The organism is Flavobacterium sp. GNP011, assembly GCF_056428925.1.
In genome coordinates this window covers 84,493-100,465 of record NZ_JBWJVJ010000008.1, presented here as the reverse complement: position 1 = coordinate 100,465, position 15,973 = coordinate 84,493, and the positions used below count along the sequence as shown (strand labels likewise).

15 protein-coding genes are annotated in these 15,973 nt (G+C 31.1%); 5 read left to right on the top strand and 10 right to left on the bottom strand.

The features are described from left to right. Window positions 1–10 precede the first annotated feature (10 nt). The gene (locus tag AC061E_RS09145; protein ID WP_478285959.1) at window positions 11–1,324 is read right to left on the bottom strand and encodes a CPBP family intramembrane glutamic endopeptidase; all 1,314 of its coding nucleotides are present in this window, start codon (window positions 1,322–1,324) and stop codon (window positions 11–13) included. 240 nt (window positions 1,325–1,564) lie between these two features. Here AC061E_RS09145 and AC061E_RS09140 point away from each other — a divergent pair, with 240 nt between their 5' ends. Then, a complete protein-coding gene (locus AC061E_RS09140) occupies window positions 1,565–1,975 on the top strand; it encodes an OsmC family peroxiredoxin (RefSeq protein WP_478285958.1) in 411 nt (136 codons plus the stop codon). 59 nt (window positions 1,976–2,034) lie between these two features. Here AC061E_RS09140 and AC061E_RS09135 read toward each other — a convergent pair whose 3' ends face one another. The 3 genes from AC061E_RS09135 to AC061E_RS09125 all read right to left on the bottom strand — a co-directional run bounded on the left by AC061E_RS09135 (window position 2,035) and on the right by AC061E_RS09125 (window position 4,176). Next, window positions 2,035–2,676 carry a GDSL-type esterase/lipase family protein gene (locus AC061E_RS09135; RefSeq protein WP_478285957.1) on the bottom strand — a complete coding sequence of 214 codons (642 nt, stop codon included), beginning with the start codon at window positions 2,674–2,676 and terminating at the stop codon, window positions 2,035–2,037. A 93-nt stretch (window positions 2,677–2,769) separates the two neighbouring features. Continuing rightward, complete coding sequence (gene cysM, locus AC061E_RS09130; RefSeq protein ID WP_478285956.1) at window positions 2,770–3,657, bottom strand: cysteine synthase CysM; 888 nt, start codon at window positions 3,655–3,657, stop codon at window positions 2,770–2,772. A gap of 222 nt (window positions 3,658–3,879) precedes the next feature. Beyond that, the gene (locus AC061E_RS09125) at window positions 3,880–4,176 is read right to left on the bottom strand and encodes a DUF2752 domain-containing protein (protein WP_478285955.1); all 297 of its coding nucleotides are present in this window, start codon (window positions 4,174–4,176) and stop codon (window positions 3,880–3,882) included. A 99-nt stretch (window positions 4,177–4,275) separates the two neighbouring features. Here AC061E_RS09125 and AC061E_RS09120 point away from each other — a divergent pair, with 99 nt between their 5' ends. Together AC061E_RS09120 and AC061E_RS09115 are read left to right on the top strand one after the other, a co-directional pair. After that, entirely contained in the window at window positions 4,276–4,461 is a 186-nt protein-coding gene (locus AC061E_RS09120) for a hypothetical protein (protein ID WP_478285954.1), read from the top strand. Continuing rightward, entirely contained in the window at window positions 4,451–5,002 is a 552-nt protein-coding gene (locus tag AC061E_RS09115; protein ID WP_478285953.1) for a DUF8465 domain-containing protein, read from the top strand. Before AC061E_RS09120 ends, AC061E_RS09115 begins: the two co-directional genes overlap by 11 nt. A 107-nt stretch (window positions 5,003–5,109) precedes the next feature. Here AC061E_RS09115 and AC061E_RS09110 read toward each other — a convergent pair whose 3' ends face one another. After that, window positions 5,110–6,054 carry a hypothetical protein gene (locus AC061E_RS09110; RefSeq protein ID WP_478285952.1) on the bottom strand — a complete coding sequence of 315 codons (945 nt, stop codon included), beginning with the start codon at window positions 6,052–6,054 and terminating at the stop codon, window positions 5,110–5,112. A 190-nt stretch (window positions 6,055–6,244) separates the two neighbouring features. On the opposite strand from AC061E_RS09110, the gene AC061E_RS09105 reads away from it, so the two are divergent. Beyond that, a complete protein-coding gene (locus AC061E_RS09105) occupies window positions 6,245–7,162 on the top strand; it encodes an EamA family transporter (protein WP_478285951.1) in 918 nt (305 codons plus the stop codon). 22 nt (window positions 7,163–7,184) lie between these two features. Continuing rightward, complete coding sequence (locus tag AC061E_RS09100; RefSeq protein ID WP_478285950.1) at window positions 7,185–8,309, top strand: cysteine desulfurase family protein; 1,125 nt, start codon at window positions 7,185–7,187, stop codon at window positions 8,307–8,309. 26 nt (window positions 8,310–8,335) lie between these two features. Here AC061E_RS09100 and AC061E_RS09095 read toward each other — a convergent pair whose 3' ends face one another. The 5 genes from AC061E_RS09095 to AC061E_RS09075 form a co-directional block, all read right to left on the bottom strand. Further along, complete coding sequence (locus AC061E_RS09095; protein ID WP_478285949.1) at window positions 8,336–8,722, bottom strand: response regulator; 387 nt, start codon at window positions 8,720–8,722, stop codon at window positions 8,336–8,338. After that, entirely contained in the window at window positions 8,715–11,744 is a 3,030-nt protein-coding gene (locus AC061E_RS09090) for a PAS domain S-box protein (RefSeq protein ID WP_478285948.1), read from the bottom strand. The genes AC061E_RS09095 and AC061E_RS09090 overlap by 8 nt, the downstream gene beginning before the upstream one ends. 192 nt (window positions 11,745–11,936) lie before the next feature. Next, complete coding sequence (locus tag AC061E_RS09085) at window positions 11,937–12,521, bottom strand: fasciclin domain-containing protein (protein WP_478285947.1); 585 nt, start codon at window positions 12,519–12,521, stop codon at window positions 11,937–11,939. A gap of 135 nt (window positions 12,522–12,656) precedes the next feature. Then, on the bottom strand, window positions 12,657–14,696 hold the full coding sequence (locus AC061E_RS09080) for a M48 family metallopeptidase (protein WP_478285946.1): 2,040 nt from the start codon (window positions 14,694–14,696) through the stop codon (window positions 12,657–12,659). Window positions 14,697–14,858: 162 nt separating this feature from the next. Continuing rightward, window positions 14,859–15,926 carry a serine hydrolase domain-containing protein gene (locus AC061E_RS09075; protein WP_478285945.1) on the bottom strand — a complete coding sequence of 356 codons (1,068 nt, stop codon included), beginning with the start codon at window positions 15,924–15,926 and terminating at the stop codon, window positions 14,859–14,861. Between the last annotated feature and the right edge of the window lie 47 nt (window positions 15,927–15,973).

Below are 15,973 nucleotides of genomic sequence, written 5' to 3'. Positions count from 1 at the left end.
AATATATTAATTATTGCTCTTTCTTTTCATTGAATTCAATCAAGTATTCTTCTTTTTTCTCCTTAGTTTTTACGACTTTTAAACCGTATTGAGATTCTAGCTGCTGGATTATCTTATCTAAACTATCTGAGTTTAGAGTAATGTTGTACTTGTTTTTTGTGTTAGGAGTTTGATCGTTAAATAATATGTTTTTTTGATTGCTAATGGAAGATGCTAGAGCAGCTAACGTTCCATTTTCGATACGAATTTCTTTAAAGGAGATCGTTGTAGCATTTATAATTTTTGAGTCAGTTGCCAAACTTTTTGCTAACAAAGCCGGATTTACAATATTCATGTTCCAACTTTCTTTTTCAATATTTTTTTTGATAATGGTGAAACCCAAATGCTTTTTGAGTTGCTCAAGGGCTATTTTTCTTGTTTGTAGCGTATCTTTGGTTTTGTTTTTAAAATGAAAACTATAACTTTTTGTTGTTTCAAGAGAATCGTTCACATCTATTAATTGTTCACTAGTTTGTAACACCCGCGCTAGCAAAGTTTTAATGGTTGTATTAGTGTACGCTAAACTGTCCACATAGTTTTTAAAAGATGCATTAGAAAAAGCATCGTTGTTTTGCTCTATTTTAACGTTGTATTTAGGGGTGTTTTCATCAACATTAATCATCATACTATTCATCCCAAGGATTGAAATACCTATAAAAATAGCATTATGAATGGCATGCATCATGTAACCTGCTAGAAAACCTTGTTTTATTCTCAAGAAACCGGTTATAAGTCCCATCATAATTTGTGGGGCTACTAAAAGTGGTGATAACAATAATACATTTGCGCTTGTTTCGAAATTGAAAATGTGAATGAAACCAAACAACAAGGCCGAGAAAAAGAAAACTGTAGCGTAGTATTTTGTCCAAATAGATTGCAGTTTGAGGTTTGTTTTTTGTCGCGCTGTTGTACTACCAAAAGAGGCAAAACCTAGTATAATTTGAATAACACCATTGTACTGATATCGTAAATACAACCTGAAAATTAATTCTTCAAAAAGTGGAATTATAAATACAGCTAAAATAAAAAACAATGGAATTGGTATTGTCTTCATCATTTCTTGAATCGAATGATTTTCAGTATCAATCCATTCAAGCTTCTCTAGTCCGCTAATGATGCCTATCATCAGTAGTAAAACAGGCATCTCAAGTATAATAAAAGCAAGTACGTTTTTAAGTCGTTCTAAAAAAGTTAGTTCGGCTCCTTTTTGATCTGTTGGATTTTTTAAAAAAGAAATAAAATTTTTTAAATTTTCATTAATGTTCTCGGAGAAAGAGTTGCTCATAGTTTTTGATTAACGGGTATTACCGAATCGATTTTAAACAAATCGTAAGATATTTAGTAATCAAACGTACTCAAATTATATTTATTTTAGGGTGTCTTTCACAAATTTTATATCAGATATTTTTCAGGAAGTTTTTTTTGCACTTTAGATACATGCCTAAAGTTACGTTAATTAATATTTTATTGGCAGGCACGTTTGTTTTAGTTTTGTAGATTTGAGATAACACTAAAAAAAAGCATTATGAAAAGATACGCAACAGCACACTGGGAAGGTTCACTTAAAGAAGGAAATGGTACACTTACCACTCAAACAACTACTCTTGATAAAACGCAATATTCTTTTAAATCACGTTTTGAAGAAGGTGTGGGGACAAATCCTGAAGAATTGATGGCAGCCGCACATGCGGGTTGTTTTACGATGCAATTATCGGCATATATTAGCGAAGGAGGATTTGCTATTGAAAATATTGAAACAAAATGTGACATTGATTTTGTAGATGGTGTCATTGCCACATCTCATCTTACGGTTGATGCAAAAATTGATAGTATTACAGCAGATGCTTTTCAAGAGTTAGTTCAAAAAGCCGAACAAAATTGTCCAGTTTCTAAGGTTCTGAACGCGACAATTTCAAGTACTGCAACACTATTGTAAACTAAAAATAGTTTCACATAAAAAAAACTCGAGTTGTACACTCGAGTTTTTTTTATGGATTAAATTTCCAAAACTTTTTGAATTGCCACTTCAACTAGAGGACCCATTACTTGATATCCTGCTAAGTTGGGATGTACACCGTCTGGTCCATATTCTATTTTGAGTCCGTTTTTCTCATCTTTCATTTCGCTAAAATAATTAAGATAATATATACCGTTCTCTAATGCATGTTTTTTTATCAAAAGATTCAAGGCTATAATTTTTTCAGCAGGAAATTGATTGGGTCTCCAAGAAAAATCATAAGCAGGCAAAACAGAACATAAAATGACTTTTATTTTGTTGGTTTGAGCCAAAGCTACCATTTCAAAAATAGTTGTAGCAATCCTTTGGATCGTAGTTGGTCCGGTATTACCAGCAATATCATTCACACCGCCCAGTATAACAACAACAGCAGGGTTTAAATCTAAAACATCAGCTTTAAACCTGTTGAGCATTTGAGGTGTTGTTTGGCCACTAATGCCGCGGTTGATATACGGTTTTAATTCAAAAAAACTCGGATTTATTCTGCTCCAAAATTCAGTAATGGAATCACCCATAAATATAACTCTTTTTTCTCCAGCAGGAGATGGTTTAAGTTGTGAATTTTGTTCTTGGTACTTTTTTAAATTGACCCAGTCTTGAGCTTGTGTTTTTTGCCCCATGATGCATGATACTTCTATTAAACCAATTGAAAAATTATGTCTTGATTAAATTAAAACTAAATTTTTTTCATTGGATAGTATTGATTTTTAGAATTAATCAAATAAATCCGAAGATAAATAACGGTCACCACGATCGCAAATGATTGCTACAATAACACCAGATTCTAAAGTTTCAGCAATTTTTATCGCAGCAGCTACTGATCCGCCGCTACTCATTCCTGCAAAAATTCCTTCTTCAAGCGCTAAACGTTTGGTCATAGCTCTGGCTTCTTGTTCTGAAACTTCAATAACAGTATCTACTTTTTTGGCATCAAAAATTTTAGGCAAATATTCCTGTGGCCATTTTCTAATGCCTGGTATTTGCGAACCGTCACTTGGTTGCGCTCCCACAATTTGAATGGCAGGATTTTTTTCTTTTAAATAGGTAGATGTGCCAATTATAGTTCCTGTAGTACCCATTGCAGATACAAAGTGGGTCACCGTTCCATCAGTATCATTCCAAACTTCGGGACCTGTAGTATTGTAATGAGCTTTCCAGTTGTCATCATTTGCAAACTGATTGAGCATGATATAACCACCTTCAGCAACTTTTTTATCAGCATAATCTCTAGAGCCAATAATTCCGGTTGCCGCTGGAGTTAAAATAACCGTTGCTCCATAAGCACGCATGGTTTGTGTGCGCTCTATGGTAGAATCTTCGGGCAGTATGAGCTCAATTTCAATATTGAATAACTGTGCAATCATGGCTAGTGCTATTCCAGTATTTCCACTAGTTGCCTCTATTAGTTTGTCGCCTTTTTTTATGTCTCCTCGTTCTAATGCCGATTTGATCATGTTGTATGCGGCTCTATCTTTTACACTTCCACCAGGATTGTTACCCTCAAGTTTCAATAATAGTTTTATATTTTTATTGGCAATTAAGTTTGTAGATTCAACTAACGGCGTGTTACCTATTAAATCTAGTATTTTGTATGATTTCATGAGCTTATTGGATTATTAAAAAAGAAAGTTCCTAAAGCAAAAGAGGAACATTCGATAAAAAAAAATTTTTTGGTTCAAAAAAGTGGTGCAAAGATATTGAACTAAATTAAAATTATGCGTTGGATTCAAGTAAACCTGTTTGTGTAATTGGGAAACTTTGTTAAATAATTAATGTTTTTGCCGCAGAAATTTACCCGTGTTAACCATTATTTCAGTCCTGTTTTACATCAAAAAGATCGTTTCAAAATGTTTGAAATAATAACCTACAATCATAAAAACACCATTTATGATTCCCGTTGTAATAATTAGGGTACTATATTTTCTTTTTTTGTCCAAAAAACTTAAAACACAACAAAGTATAAATAGTAATGAGGTAAATACTGCTGGATACATTTTAAAAGCTTTTGTAAAATCACCTTGTATCAAAAGAAGAAATGCACGCTGAAAGCCACAACCCAAACATTCAATTCCAAGGATTGTTTTACTTAAACAAGGGAGCATGTATTTTTCTAAATTCAATTTTTTTCTTTTTTACAACTTTACAAATAAACAATAAACTTTTTACAAATTAAAAAGAGCAATTTAAAAATGATTACTTTTGAATATTAATATTAGAAAATGAAAAAATTTATAATTCCTATTATGATAGTAGCCATTGTGGTGGCTTTGTACGAACAAGTAAGTGCTAATAAAAACATTTATGTAATGGCTGTTGCTATTGTAGTTTTTATGATGGGAATGATGCAATTAAGTGCTAAAACACCGAGTAAGAATCAAGAAAATAAGGATGATAATGTTGAATAAAGGAGATAAAGTTTCGGTTCTTGATGATGCCATTAACGGTGTTGTTCTTTCTGTACAAGAAAATCGTGTGACAATAGAAACCGAAGATGGTTTTACAATGGCATTTCTTGCCAATGAATTGATTAAAGTAAGCGAGAGTAGTAATTTACTAGATACTATTAGAAAGATAGATGTAGCTGAAATTAAAAAAGAAAAAGAGATACCAAAACCGCGTAGTTTTGTAAAAGAAAAAAAATCTAAAAATGAAATTTCTGCACCAGAGTTTGATTTGCATATAGAAAAATTAGTACCTAATAAAAGAGGAATGTCTAATTATGATATTTTGACCTTACAAACTGAAACAGCCAAAAGACACATTGAATTTGCCATTAAAAACAGAATTCCAAAAATAGTTTTTATTCATGGAGTAGGAGAGGGTATCTTAAAAGCAGAACTTGATTTTCTACTTGGTCGCTATGATAATATTGCTTTTCAGGATGGTAATTATCAAAAATATGGTTTAGGTGCCACCGAAGTATATATCAAGCAAAGTGCCATGTAAAATGGTAAGTTGGTCATAAAAAGTAAAACCCAATTCTAAAAGTAATTTATATGTACTGCTAGAATTGGGTTTTTTTGTATCAAATAATATCTACCTTATTTTGAAAACTAATTTGTAGTCTGTAACTCTCCGTAAATGTAATTGTCACCTAGACTAAAATCATTTGTTCCTTTTTTTAGTTTTACCTTTTTTAGAACAATTGTATGCTTAAACCCCGTTCCAAATGTTGTTGTAGTAACCTCAATGGTACCGCTAGTATTAACAACACCAGTAATTGCTATCCATTCTTCAGTTACATTAGGTGTAGCAGGATAAGTAGTGTTGCAAAAATAACTGTCTGACAATACCCCGCCAAACAGTCTGTAAGTGAGTTTGTTTACAGTATTGCTTATTAGTGCTACGCGAGGAGTGTTTAAGGGTGTACTTTCATTTTTAATTAAAGCGGGGTCAATGTCTAGTATTAAGGCTTCACTTTTATTTTTATCGTGTAACTGTTTAGTAGTTGGACATTGATTCAATACTTTATTGAATGCCAAAGGAGGTGGGGTATTAGTGATAATAAAGTCTCCAAAGGTAAATGTATCGTACACCTGAGTGCCATTTCCTTTGTTAAAGGTTATGTTCTTAAATGTAATGTTGTGGCTGTATCCAGTTATTCTGGTACTATTATCAGTTTGGTTTAATGGTTTTACGGCTTTTGTGGTAATAACCATTTTTCCACCTGTTGCAATCCAATCGTCAACAACAATAGGATTTGCAGGAGGTATAGTTTCACATAATGTTGCAGAGGTTACCGTCCCGTTGTAAAAACGATAAATTACACGATTTGTAGAATTAATGTCTATTTCTTGAGTGCTTTCCTCAGTAGGGAATTGAATTCCTGATGCATCAATAAGTAAGGCTTCGTTTTCTTTAACTTTATAAATAATGTTTGTAGTGCTACATTTTTGTGCAGTAACCGAATCGAAGTTAATAGTTTCCTGTGTTAAATCACCGTCATCACAACTGTGTAAAATAGCCGTTAAAAAGAATATGCTGAAAATTTTTTTCATGTTCAATAATTTGAAACAAAAATAGAATTTTTAATGGGTTCTAGTTGCATTGTAATTTAAAAAACATATTTTTAACATGATTTTAAGGCAGTGTTTTTTGAAAGCTTCTGCGTTCATAGCCCAACTTGATGAGTTTTTAAAGCTGTATTACTTTAAGAAAAGAGTATCTTTGTATTTCATTTTTTCATCAATGAGATTAAATAAATATTATTCGGCTGCCTTCCTTGCTTTTTTTATGTGGGGGTTTTTCAGTTTCGCACTTAAACCGTTACATCTTTATCCATCACTAGATATCTTGTTTTATCGTGTTTTCTTCAGTGTAATTACGATGGTTTTAATTAATATTTTTTTTCGAAAAAAAATAATCTCTGAAAATTGGAATCGTTTCAAGCAATTAGCACCTAAGGAGCAAAAAAAAGTAATTTGGCTTACTTTGGGCGGAGGCTTTTTTTTATCTTCAAACTGGTTTGTTTATATTTTTGTAATGAATCATGTAAGCGTAAATGCTGCTTCTTTAGCCTATTTAATATGCCCTATTCTAACCACAGTTTTGGCCTTTTTTATGCTCAAAGAAAAATTAAGTTCTTGGCAATGGGCAGCAGTTGGAATTAGTTTTTTGAGTTGTATTTTGCTATCATTTGATCATTTTCAAGATATCTTTTTTAGTTTGGTTACTGCTGCAACGTATGCTTTGTATTTGGTAAGCCAGCGAAAAAATAATAAAATCGATAAGTTTTTAGGATTAACCATTCAGTTAATTTTTACGGCGGTTATTTTACTGCCTTTTTACCCAAAATACAGTGGTCTAGTTCCTACAGAGCCAATTTTTTATACATGCATGTTTATGATTGTAGTTTTTTTTACGATCATTCCACTTTTCTTAAATCTATATGCCTTAAAAGGAATAAACTCTTCAGCGGTGGGAATTATGATTTATATTAATCCGATAATTAATTTTTTATTAGCTGTTTTTTATTATCAGGAGCAAGTACAAAAGATTCAATTATTTTCCTATTTCTTAATTTTGTTATCTGTCACCGTTTTCAATAAAGAACTATTGTTCAAAAAAAACAGAAAATTATTTTCAACTTCAAAAAACGCCGAGTAACCTTTCAAATATAACAACTACAATGCAAAAAGTATATCTTGACAATGCTTCTACTACTGCACTTCGTCCTGAGGTGATTCAGGAAATGACACACGTTCTAGAACAAGAATACGGTAATCCGTCTTCTACACACAGCTTTGGAAGAAGTGCCAAAAATGTTTTAGAATTGTCTAGAAAAGCTATTGCAAAAAAATTAAATGCAACTGCGCAAGAAATCATCTTTACATCTTGTGGCACTGAGGCTAATAATTGGATTTTACAATCAGCTGTTAAAGATTTAAAAGTAGAACGAATTATTACTAGTAAAATAGAGCATCATGCTGTATTATATACTGTTTTAGCGCTACAGCAACAGTACGGAATTCAAGTAGATTATGTAGCTTTAAAACCAGATGGCGCAATAGATTTAACCCATTTAGTTACTCTTTTAGCTGATGATAAAAAGACTTTAGTTAGTTTAATGCATGTGAATAATGAAATAGGAACTATGCTAGATTTGAACCGTGTGGGTATCATTTGTAAAGAGCACAATGTATTGTTTCACTCGGATACAGTTCAATCAATAGGGAAAATGAAATTAGATTTACAGGAACTTTCAGTAGATTTTATTGTTGCTAGTGCACATAAATTTCATGGTCCAAAAGGAGTAGGGTTTGCTTTTATTCGAAAAAATTCAGGACTACAACCCTTATTTTTTGGTGGAGAGCAGGAAAAAGGCTTGCGCGCAGGAACAGAAGCCTTACATCAAATAGCAGGAATGGCTAAGGCATTAGAACTTTCGTATTTAAATTTAGAAAAGGATCAAAAACACATTGGAACATTAAGGGATTATTTATGGGAACAATTGAATTTAAATTTTCCAGGTGTAAAATGCAACGGGGATCTTTCAGGGTTTTATAATGTTACAAATATATTATTGCCATTCCCAAAAGATAAAACTGCTATGATTTTGTTTCATTTAGACATGAAAGGTATTGCGGTATCTAGGGGAAGCGCCTGTCAATCTGGAAGTATTAAGCCTTCCCATGTTTTGGCAGAACTTTTAAGTGAATCTGATTTAGTATTACCAAGTTTGAGAGTTTCTTTTAGTCATTATAATACCATACAAGATGTTGACGCTTTTATTGCAGCACTTTCAACTCTATAAAATGTATTGTACTTTAAAAAGAAATCTTATTCAATCATTTTTTTTAATTCAATAAGAGTAATTGGTTTAATACTGTAATTTGAAATTTCGTTATATTTTTTTGCCTTTTCAATATCAGTGGGGTCAATTGAACTGGTCATAATATAGATAGTAATTGTTTTTTTTATTGGAATTTTGATAAACTCATCCAGAAACTGCCAACCGTTCCAGATGGGCATGTTTAAGTCCAGTAAGATTAAATCAGGGAGTTTTCCATCTGTATGAATTATTGTTTTTAATTTATCAAATGCTTCTTTGCCGTCTCTAAAAATCATGAAACTAGTGCAAAAATCTGCAATTTCCATAATTCTTTTAGCACCAAAAACAAAGATTGGGTCATTATCTATTATACAAGCAATATCTATTTTAGGCATTTTGAAAATATAATTTAAAAGTGGTTCCTTTGTCAACTTCGCTAGAAACGCTAACTTTACCACCTATAGCTTCTATTTGATTTTTTGTGATAAATAAGCCAATACCTCGCGCATCATCATTTTTATGAAAAGTTTTATACATTCCAAAAATCTTATCTCCGTTTTGTTTTAAATTAATTCCTAGTCCATTGTCTTCAATACTTAGTATTAGTGTCTCATTTTCTATTGTAGCAGTAAGCTTGATGTAGGCTTGTCTATTATCGGATTTGTACTTTATTGAATTAGATAAAAAATTCAACAAGATACTCTCTACATATGCTGGAATACCTAAAATAAACACATCACTTTTTACTTCATTTTGGATATTAACTTGTGCATTTTTAGCTAAAATTTGTATATTGTTTATGCTGTTTTCAATTGCATCACTTAAATTAACAGGTGCTATGTTCTCTGTTATAGTGGTATTCATAATTACCACTTCATTTAGATGTCCAATAGTATCCTTTAAATTTTTTGATGCCAAATCTAGAAGTTGAATGATTTCATTATCGGCATATGTAGGATTCTCATACAAAAGTAGATCTAACATCATAGCAATATTACCTGAATGGGATCTTAAATTATGAGAAACAATATGCGCAAAATTTTTCAATCGTTCGTTTTGATCCTTTGTTACAAACAATAGCGACTGAATTTCATTTTCTACTTTTTTGATGCTACTTATGTCAACAGCTATAAATAGATAGCCTGTAATCGTATTGTCCTTTTTTATGGCAGTAATGGTGAGCTGGACAGGGAAATGGGTACTATCTTTTTTTACATAAGTCCATTCGCTAGTTTCAAATTTACCTTTATGAAGATCATGGGTAAAAACTTCAAAACCTTTGCAGTTAATATTTTTTTGAAGAAATAATTTTTCTTGCTGCGCTTTAATTTCTTCTTGTAAATGAATTATTTCAGGTGTTTTTAGATTAACTATTTCTTCTTTTTTGAATCCCAAAAGATTTTCGGCACCTGTATTAAATGTTGTAATAATACCATCAAGATTAGTTTCTATTATAGCAACTTGTGTACTAGCATCTAGAATTCCTTGAAGTTTTGATACGGCTTGTTCTAATTTATTTTCAGCATTTTTTTGGGATGTAATATCTATGATTTGAGATATGATATACAAGGGGATGTTTTCAGAGTCCCTTACAATTGACGCTGCTAATATTACAAATACAATGGTTCCATTCTTACAAATATATCTTTTTTCAAGGTGGTAAAAATTTATTTTACCCTCTACAAGTTCTTTTAGTAAAGCAAGATCTTCTTCTAAATCATCTGGATGAGTAATGTCTTGAAAAGTGAGTTGCATTAACTCTTCATTAGTGTATCCTGTAATTTCGCATAAGTTTTTATTCACTTTTATCCATTGCCCGTATACATTGAGTAATGCCATACCAATAGCGGCACTCTCAAAATTACCTCGAAAAGCCTCTTCACTTACTAACAGTTGTTCTTGAATTTTTTTTCTTTCAGTGATGTCTTCTGTGAGCATAATTAATCCACCTATTTTTTCTGAATCGGTGTACCAAGGTTTAACTACCCATCTTATCCACTGTGATGAACCATCTAACCGAACAAATTTTTCTTCATCCCTTTTGTGAGTTTCACCAGTTAAACATTGTTGATGTATTTTTTTCCATTCCTCACCTATTTCGGGGAATACATCATAATGTGATTGGCCAATTATGTTTTGACCTTGTAAACGATAATCAGTAATCCACTTTTCAGACGAAGCAATGTATTTCACCTGTGTGTCAAACATTGCAATAGCGGTAGGGGTTTGTTCTATAAATAATTTATTTCTCTCAAATGTTTTTTTAGTTTCGGTAATATCAGTATGAGTACCATACATCATTAAGGGTAGTCCTTCATCAGTCCAGTTTATTATTCTTCCGTGATCTAAAACCCAAACCCATTCCCCATTTTTATGTTTCATTCTGCATTCACAATGATAAAAATCGCGCTTTTTACTATAGCATTCTTCAAGAATTTTTTGAGATTGGAGTAAATCATCAGGATGTGCGAAGTCAACCCAAGTTTGTATGCTTATGGGTTGTAATTCCTCAAGTGTGTAGCCTATAATTTCTGCCCAACGATTATTAAAAATTACTTCTCCTGTTTGAATATTCCATTCCCATGTTCCTAGGTTGATTCCTTCAAGAACACTTTGTAGCTTTTCTTTCTCTTTTATTAATTCAATTTTAGCATTCTTTTCAATAGTTATATCTTGAAATGTACCATATACTTTAGTACACTTTCCATCTATAAATACAGTTTGCCCAATAGTTCTAATCCAGCGGTGATTTCCTTTTGCAGTAATTATCTGCAATCGATGATCAAAAGGGGCGTTATATTTTATAGCGTTAGGAATCGCAAGATTTATAGTGTCTCTATTTTCACCTTCTTTATAAAAATATATAGCCGTTTCAAGATTAGGTATATAGTTTTCACTTACTTCATGGATTTCTTTAGTTATTTTACTCCAATGAATTTTTTGGGCCTTAATGTCATATTCCCAGTACCCAATTCTCGCTGCTGAATTGCAGTTCTCAAGTAAAAGCTCTTGTTCTTTTAGGTATGTAATATCAATATGAGCTCCTAGTAACCGCAAACCATTTCCTTCTGGGCTTTGAATGATTTTACCATTGCATTTCATCCAAACTGTAAACCCGTTTTGATGGGTAAATCTGCAAATTTGCTCGTAAACAAAATCTATAGAATTTGTACGAATTACTTCTTGAAGTAACTCCAAATCTTCTTTGTTAAATAGATCTTTCCATGACTTGATTTTACTAGGTAGTTCGTTATAATTATAACCAAGTGTTGACCAGAACTTAGGGTTCATGTAGTTGTGATTGGGATTTTCAATATCCCAATATGTCAGTCCGTCAAGAGCAGTTTCTTGTATAAAATCAAATACAGAGTTATCTTTTTTGATTAATTCGTATAATTCGGTTTTGAGATAACTCATACGTTACTTATAATTTATTACCAAAATTAAATTATTTTTTTATTTACTTAATGAATGAATGCTAAATTTTTGTAAATATTATACGCATATCGAATAAAAATTATAAATGTGACGAAAATTCATTAAAAAAAATAAAAAAACCGCTGCAATTTTAACATTGCAGCGGTTTTAAGATTTGTAATGAATCAATAATTATTTAGGCATAACCACTGAGTCAATAGCGTGAATAACACCATTAGACGCAGCTACATCAGCAAGAACAACTGTTGAAGTTGCTCCATTTGCATCTGTCAAAATTACTTTACCATCTTTTAAACTCAATACAATAGTACCACCTTGAACAGTTGTAACGATAAACTTACCATTATTTTTGTTAATGGCCTCAGTTACTGCTGCTGCATCAAACTTTCCAGATACTACATGATACGTTAATACCGCTTTCAGTTTATCAAGACTTTCTGGTTTCAATAGCCCATCAACTGTACCAGCTGGTAATTTATCAAATGCGGCATTGTTTGGTGCAAAAACCGTAAATGGACCTTCGCTACTCAATGTTTCTACTAATCCAGCTGCTTTTACTGCAGTTACTAATGTAGAAAAATCGGCATTTCCAGCTGCTACACCTACAATGTTTGGTGTTTCAACAACTGCAGCAGAATCAACTGCAACTGTTGTTGTGTCGGTGGTTCCTGCTGTTTCTGCAATTTTCTTTTCTCCACAAGAAGTTGTAATAACTCCTAAAAGTGCCATAGCACCAATTGCTTTTACTAATTTCATTTTAAATATTTTAGTTTAATTAAATTAAGATACTCAAATGTAAACATAATAAGGTCTTGTTTAACTTATTTAACAAAAAATTAAACAAAATTTAAAGTTGTTGATGATCAAAGCGTTATAGAATGTGTTTTAAGGTTAAAGAAGTTCTTTTTGAAATTCTAATAGGCTTTTCTTTTCTAAAAAAACACTTCTAGAGCTGTAATACCAAAAATCATGTATAGCAGTCATTAAAACATTAAGTTCATGGTTTATATATTGATTGTTTATAAAATAGGTATAATCAATTTTAATATAATTTTCTAAATTTTCTTTACTAGATGGTTTTATCTCTGATTGCATAATTTCACTTTCTAGTAATTGAATGATTTCATTTTTTAATTCAATTTCAAATGTTTTGAGTTGGTCTAAATTTATTTTAATTTGTTCAAATGGAGTTACCAAGCTTAAAAATTGTGTTGTTTCTAATAGGTTTTTATACAGTTCTTGCCTTCTTTCAAGTACCGTGTAGTTTTTAAATAAAGTTTTATAACTATTTTTTAACAATTCATGAATCCCTTTTTTTGCTGCTTGTTGATGAAAGTAGCAATAAATAGTTATGTCGTTTTTTGTTATTTTAGTTTCTAGTTCATTTAGTTCTGAGTTAATTTTGGGAAGTATTGTAACAGTATCATTTGATTTGAATTTTATACCCTCGAAGTCAAATGTTTTGATGTTAATATTTTTGTTTTCAATGTCTTCTAATGTATTTTTGTCGTTATTTAATGCGAAATAATCATAAACAAGATCTATTTTTTCAGGATTAAAAAGAGATTTAAAATCTTGATTTTTTTCTACTATTTCAAGAGAATCGATATCAAAAAGATTAGGGTTTTTATTGTCATAATAGCCATTATAGATTTTGTCAAAAGAATTTTTTTCGAAATTTTGAATAAATTCTGATTCAAATTCGGCGGTACTAAATGCTGTTAGAAGATTTGAATTTTCTATATTCTCAAAAATATTTTGAGTCATTTTCTCTTGTATTTCTTCGGAGTTTTTGAATAATGAATTAGCCAAAACTGTATTATCACTTTTTTCAATTACCGCATTTTCTTCTAAATATGAAATTCGCTCTGTATTACTTGGGTGAGAAGCCCATTGGTCTTTAATAATTAATTTAGATTTATTGAACCTGCTAAAATCTAGTGGACTCACTAGAGGTAATTCATTTTCTATTTTAAGCGCATATTCTTGAGATAAAAATTTTAAAACAACATGTTGTTCGTGGTATATGTTCTTGCTTTTTATTTTATCTTGAATTTTACTTTCATAAAATTGCAAAACACAATTATAGGAATGATCTGCTAAATCCATTCGAAGTAAAGATTCTTTTACGGCTTTAAAACCTGCAACATGAGCAGCAACTTCGTCAGCATGGAATTCCATTTCTCTTGATAATGCTAAGTAATTTAGGTTAATGTAATCATACATTTTTTTTAAAACCCATTGTATGAGTCCAATAATTATTTCAGCAATTGCTACAAAAAAGGTTATAAACCCGCTTATGCTTGCCCATTTTTGGATCATTTTATCAAATGATTCATTGTCATAAAGCATATTAAAAATTACTTGGTTAACATTGTATACATAACTTCCTACCTTCATACTTTTTTGAGAAAAATGACCAAATTCGTGTGCCATAATCGCTTTGAATTCCTGAACAGTGGTTGTGTTTACTAGACCAACACCAATTTGTAAATTTTTTTTGATTGGAAAAAACATACTCCAAAAACTTGAATCATAAAAAACGGAAGCATTTACCTCATTTGAAAGGTATATTTTTTTAGGAAAATCAGTGTCAATTTCGGCAACAATATCGGCAATGAACTCAAATAACTTTGGCTCATCTAGAGCTGTAATTTCAGTAAGATGTCTTCTATCTATTTTGTGTTTTTTAAATGTAAATTTGAATAAAAATGCCAATATTAAGAATCCTAAACTTGCTAGTCCTGCGCCTAAACCGAAGGTAAATAACATTGGTTTTGTGATGATTATAAATATACCACCAGTAACACATGCTATGGTTAATCCTATTGCAATCACTAAAATGATTACATAAACGAGGATAAATAAAATTACAGAGAAAACAGCTTTATTGGTGCTTTTTTTAAAATTTTTGGATATTTGAACATTCATGTTAAAATCAATAATTTTTGTTACCTAATTTGAATTTTTAATTGTTTGTCTTTCAAACTAAAACAAATTAAAATAAAAAAAGTTGATTTTAACTACAAAGTAATAAATGTTTTGAGATAGAAATATATTTTTTGATACGAATGATTTTTGAAAAGTTATTTTTTAATTGATAACAGCATTTATTTTACTCCAAAGGGCATTGTCAAAACCAGAAACTGCAAAGTTAGGATTTGTTGGGTCTGAAGCATTTCCCATTCTAACGATTACCATTTTCTTACTTGGAATAACATAAATTCTTTGATCGCTTGCTCCCATTGCTGCATACATATCAGCAGGTGCATTAGGTACAAGTGAACCTTGAAATACGGTTTGCTCACCAGGAATCATAGCATTCGTTTTACCGTTCAACCACCATAAGTAGCCGTAAGATGGATTTATATTTTGAGATGTCTTTACACTTTCGTTAAAAAAAGATTCGTTTACAATTGTTTCATTATTCCATTTTCCTTTATTTAATGCTAATAGTCCAAATCGCGCCATACTTTTTGTTGTACTATGGTATATTGTGAAAATAGCTCCAAAATTCCAAAAGCCATCCATACCAATTTTATTTTTTAATTTTTCATTAAAATAATTTTCAAATGGTTTATTGCTAGCTTTTGCAATCACATCAGTTAATTTCTGAAAAACATTACTATAAGCCCATCGAGTATTGGCATCAGCAATGTAAGTTATATTTGATTTTATCATAAATTGTTTACTATCATCATTTCCTGAAGTCATGGTCAATAAATTACGAACTTGGATAAGATCTTCTTTAGGTAAAGGCATACTTGTCCATTCCGTACCCAGGTAATTAGATACTTTGGTATTCAAGTTTACTAGACCTTCTTGCTGAGCTATACCTGTTGTAGTTGCTACAAGTGTTTTACCCGCACTATTCCATTCCCATGTATCTATTGCTGTATGACCATTAAAATATTCCTCCATTACTATTCTTCCGTTTACAAGAATTAGAAAAGATTTTGTGTTTTTTTGGATTAAAAAATCTTTTAATGGCTGTATTGCACTTTGATTCCAATTTAAACTAGCACTTGAAGTTGTTTCCCAGTTGGAACTTGTATTTAACGGAAAATACATTTCAGTAGAAGGAGTTGGATCAACGACTTCATTATTATTGCTACAGCTGCTTACTAATACAATACATAGTATTAAAATAAAATTTTTCATAATAGTTTTTTTTCTATGACTTAAGATTTTTAAAAAGGTTTAACTAT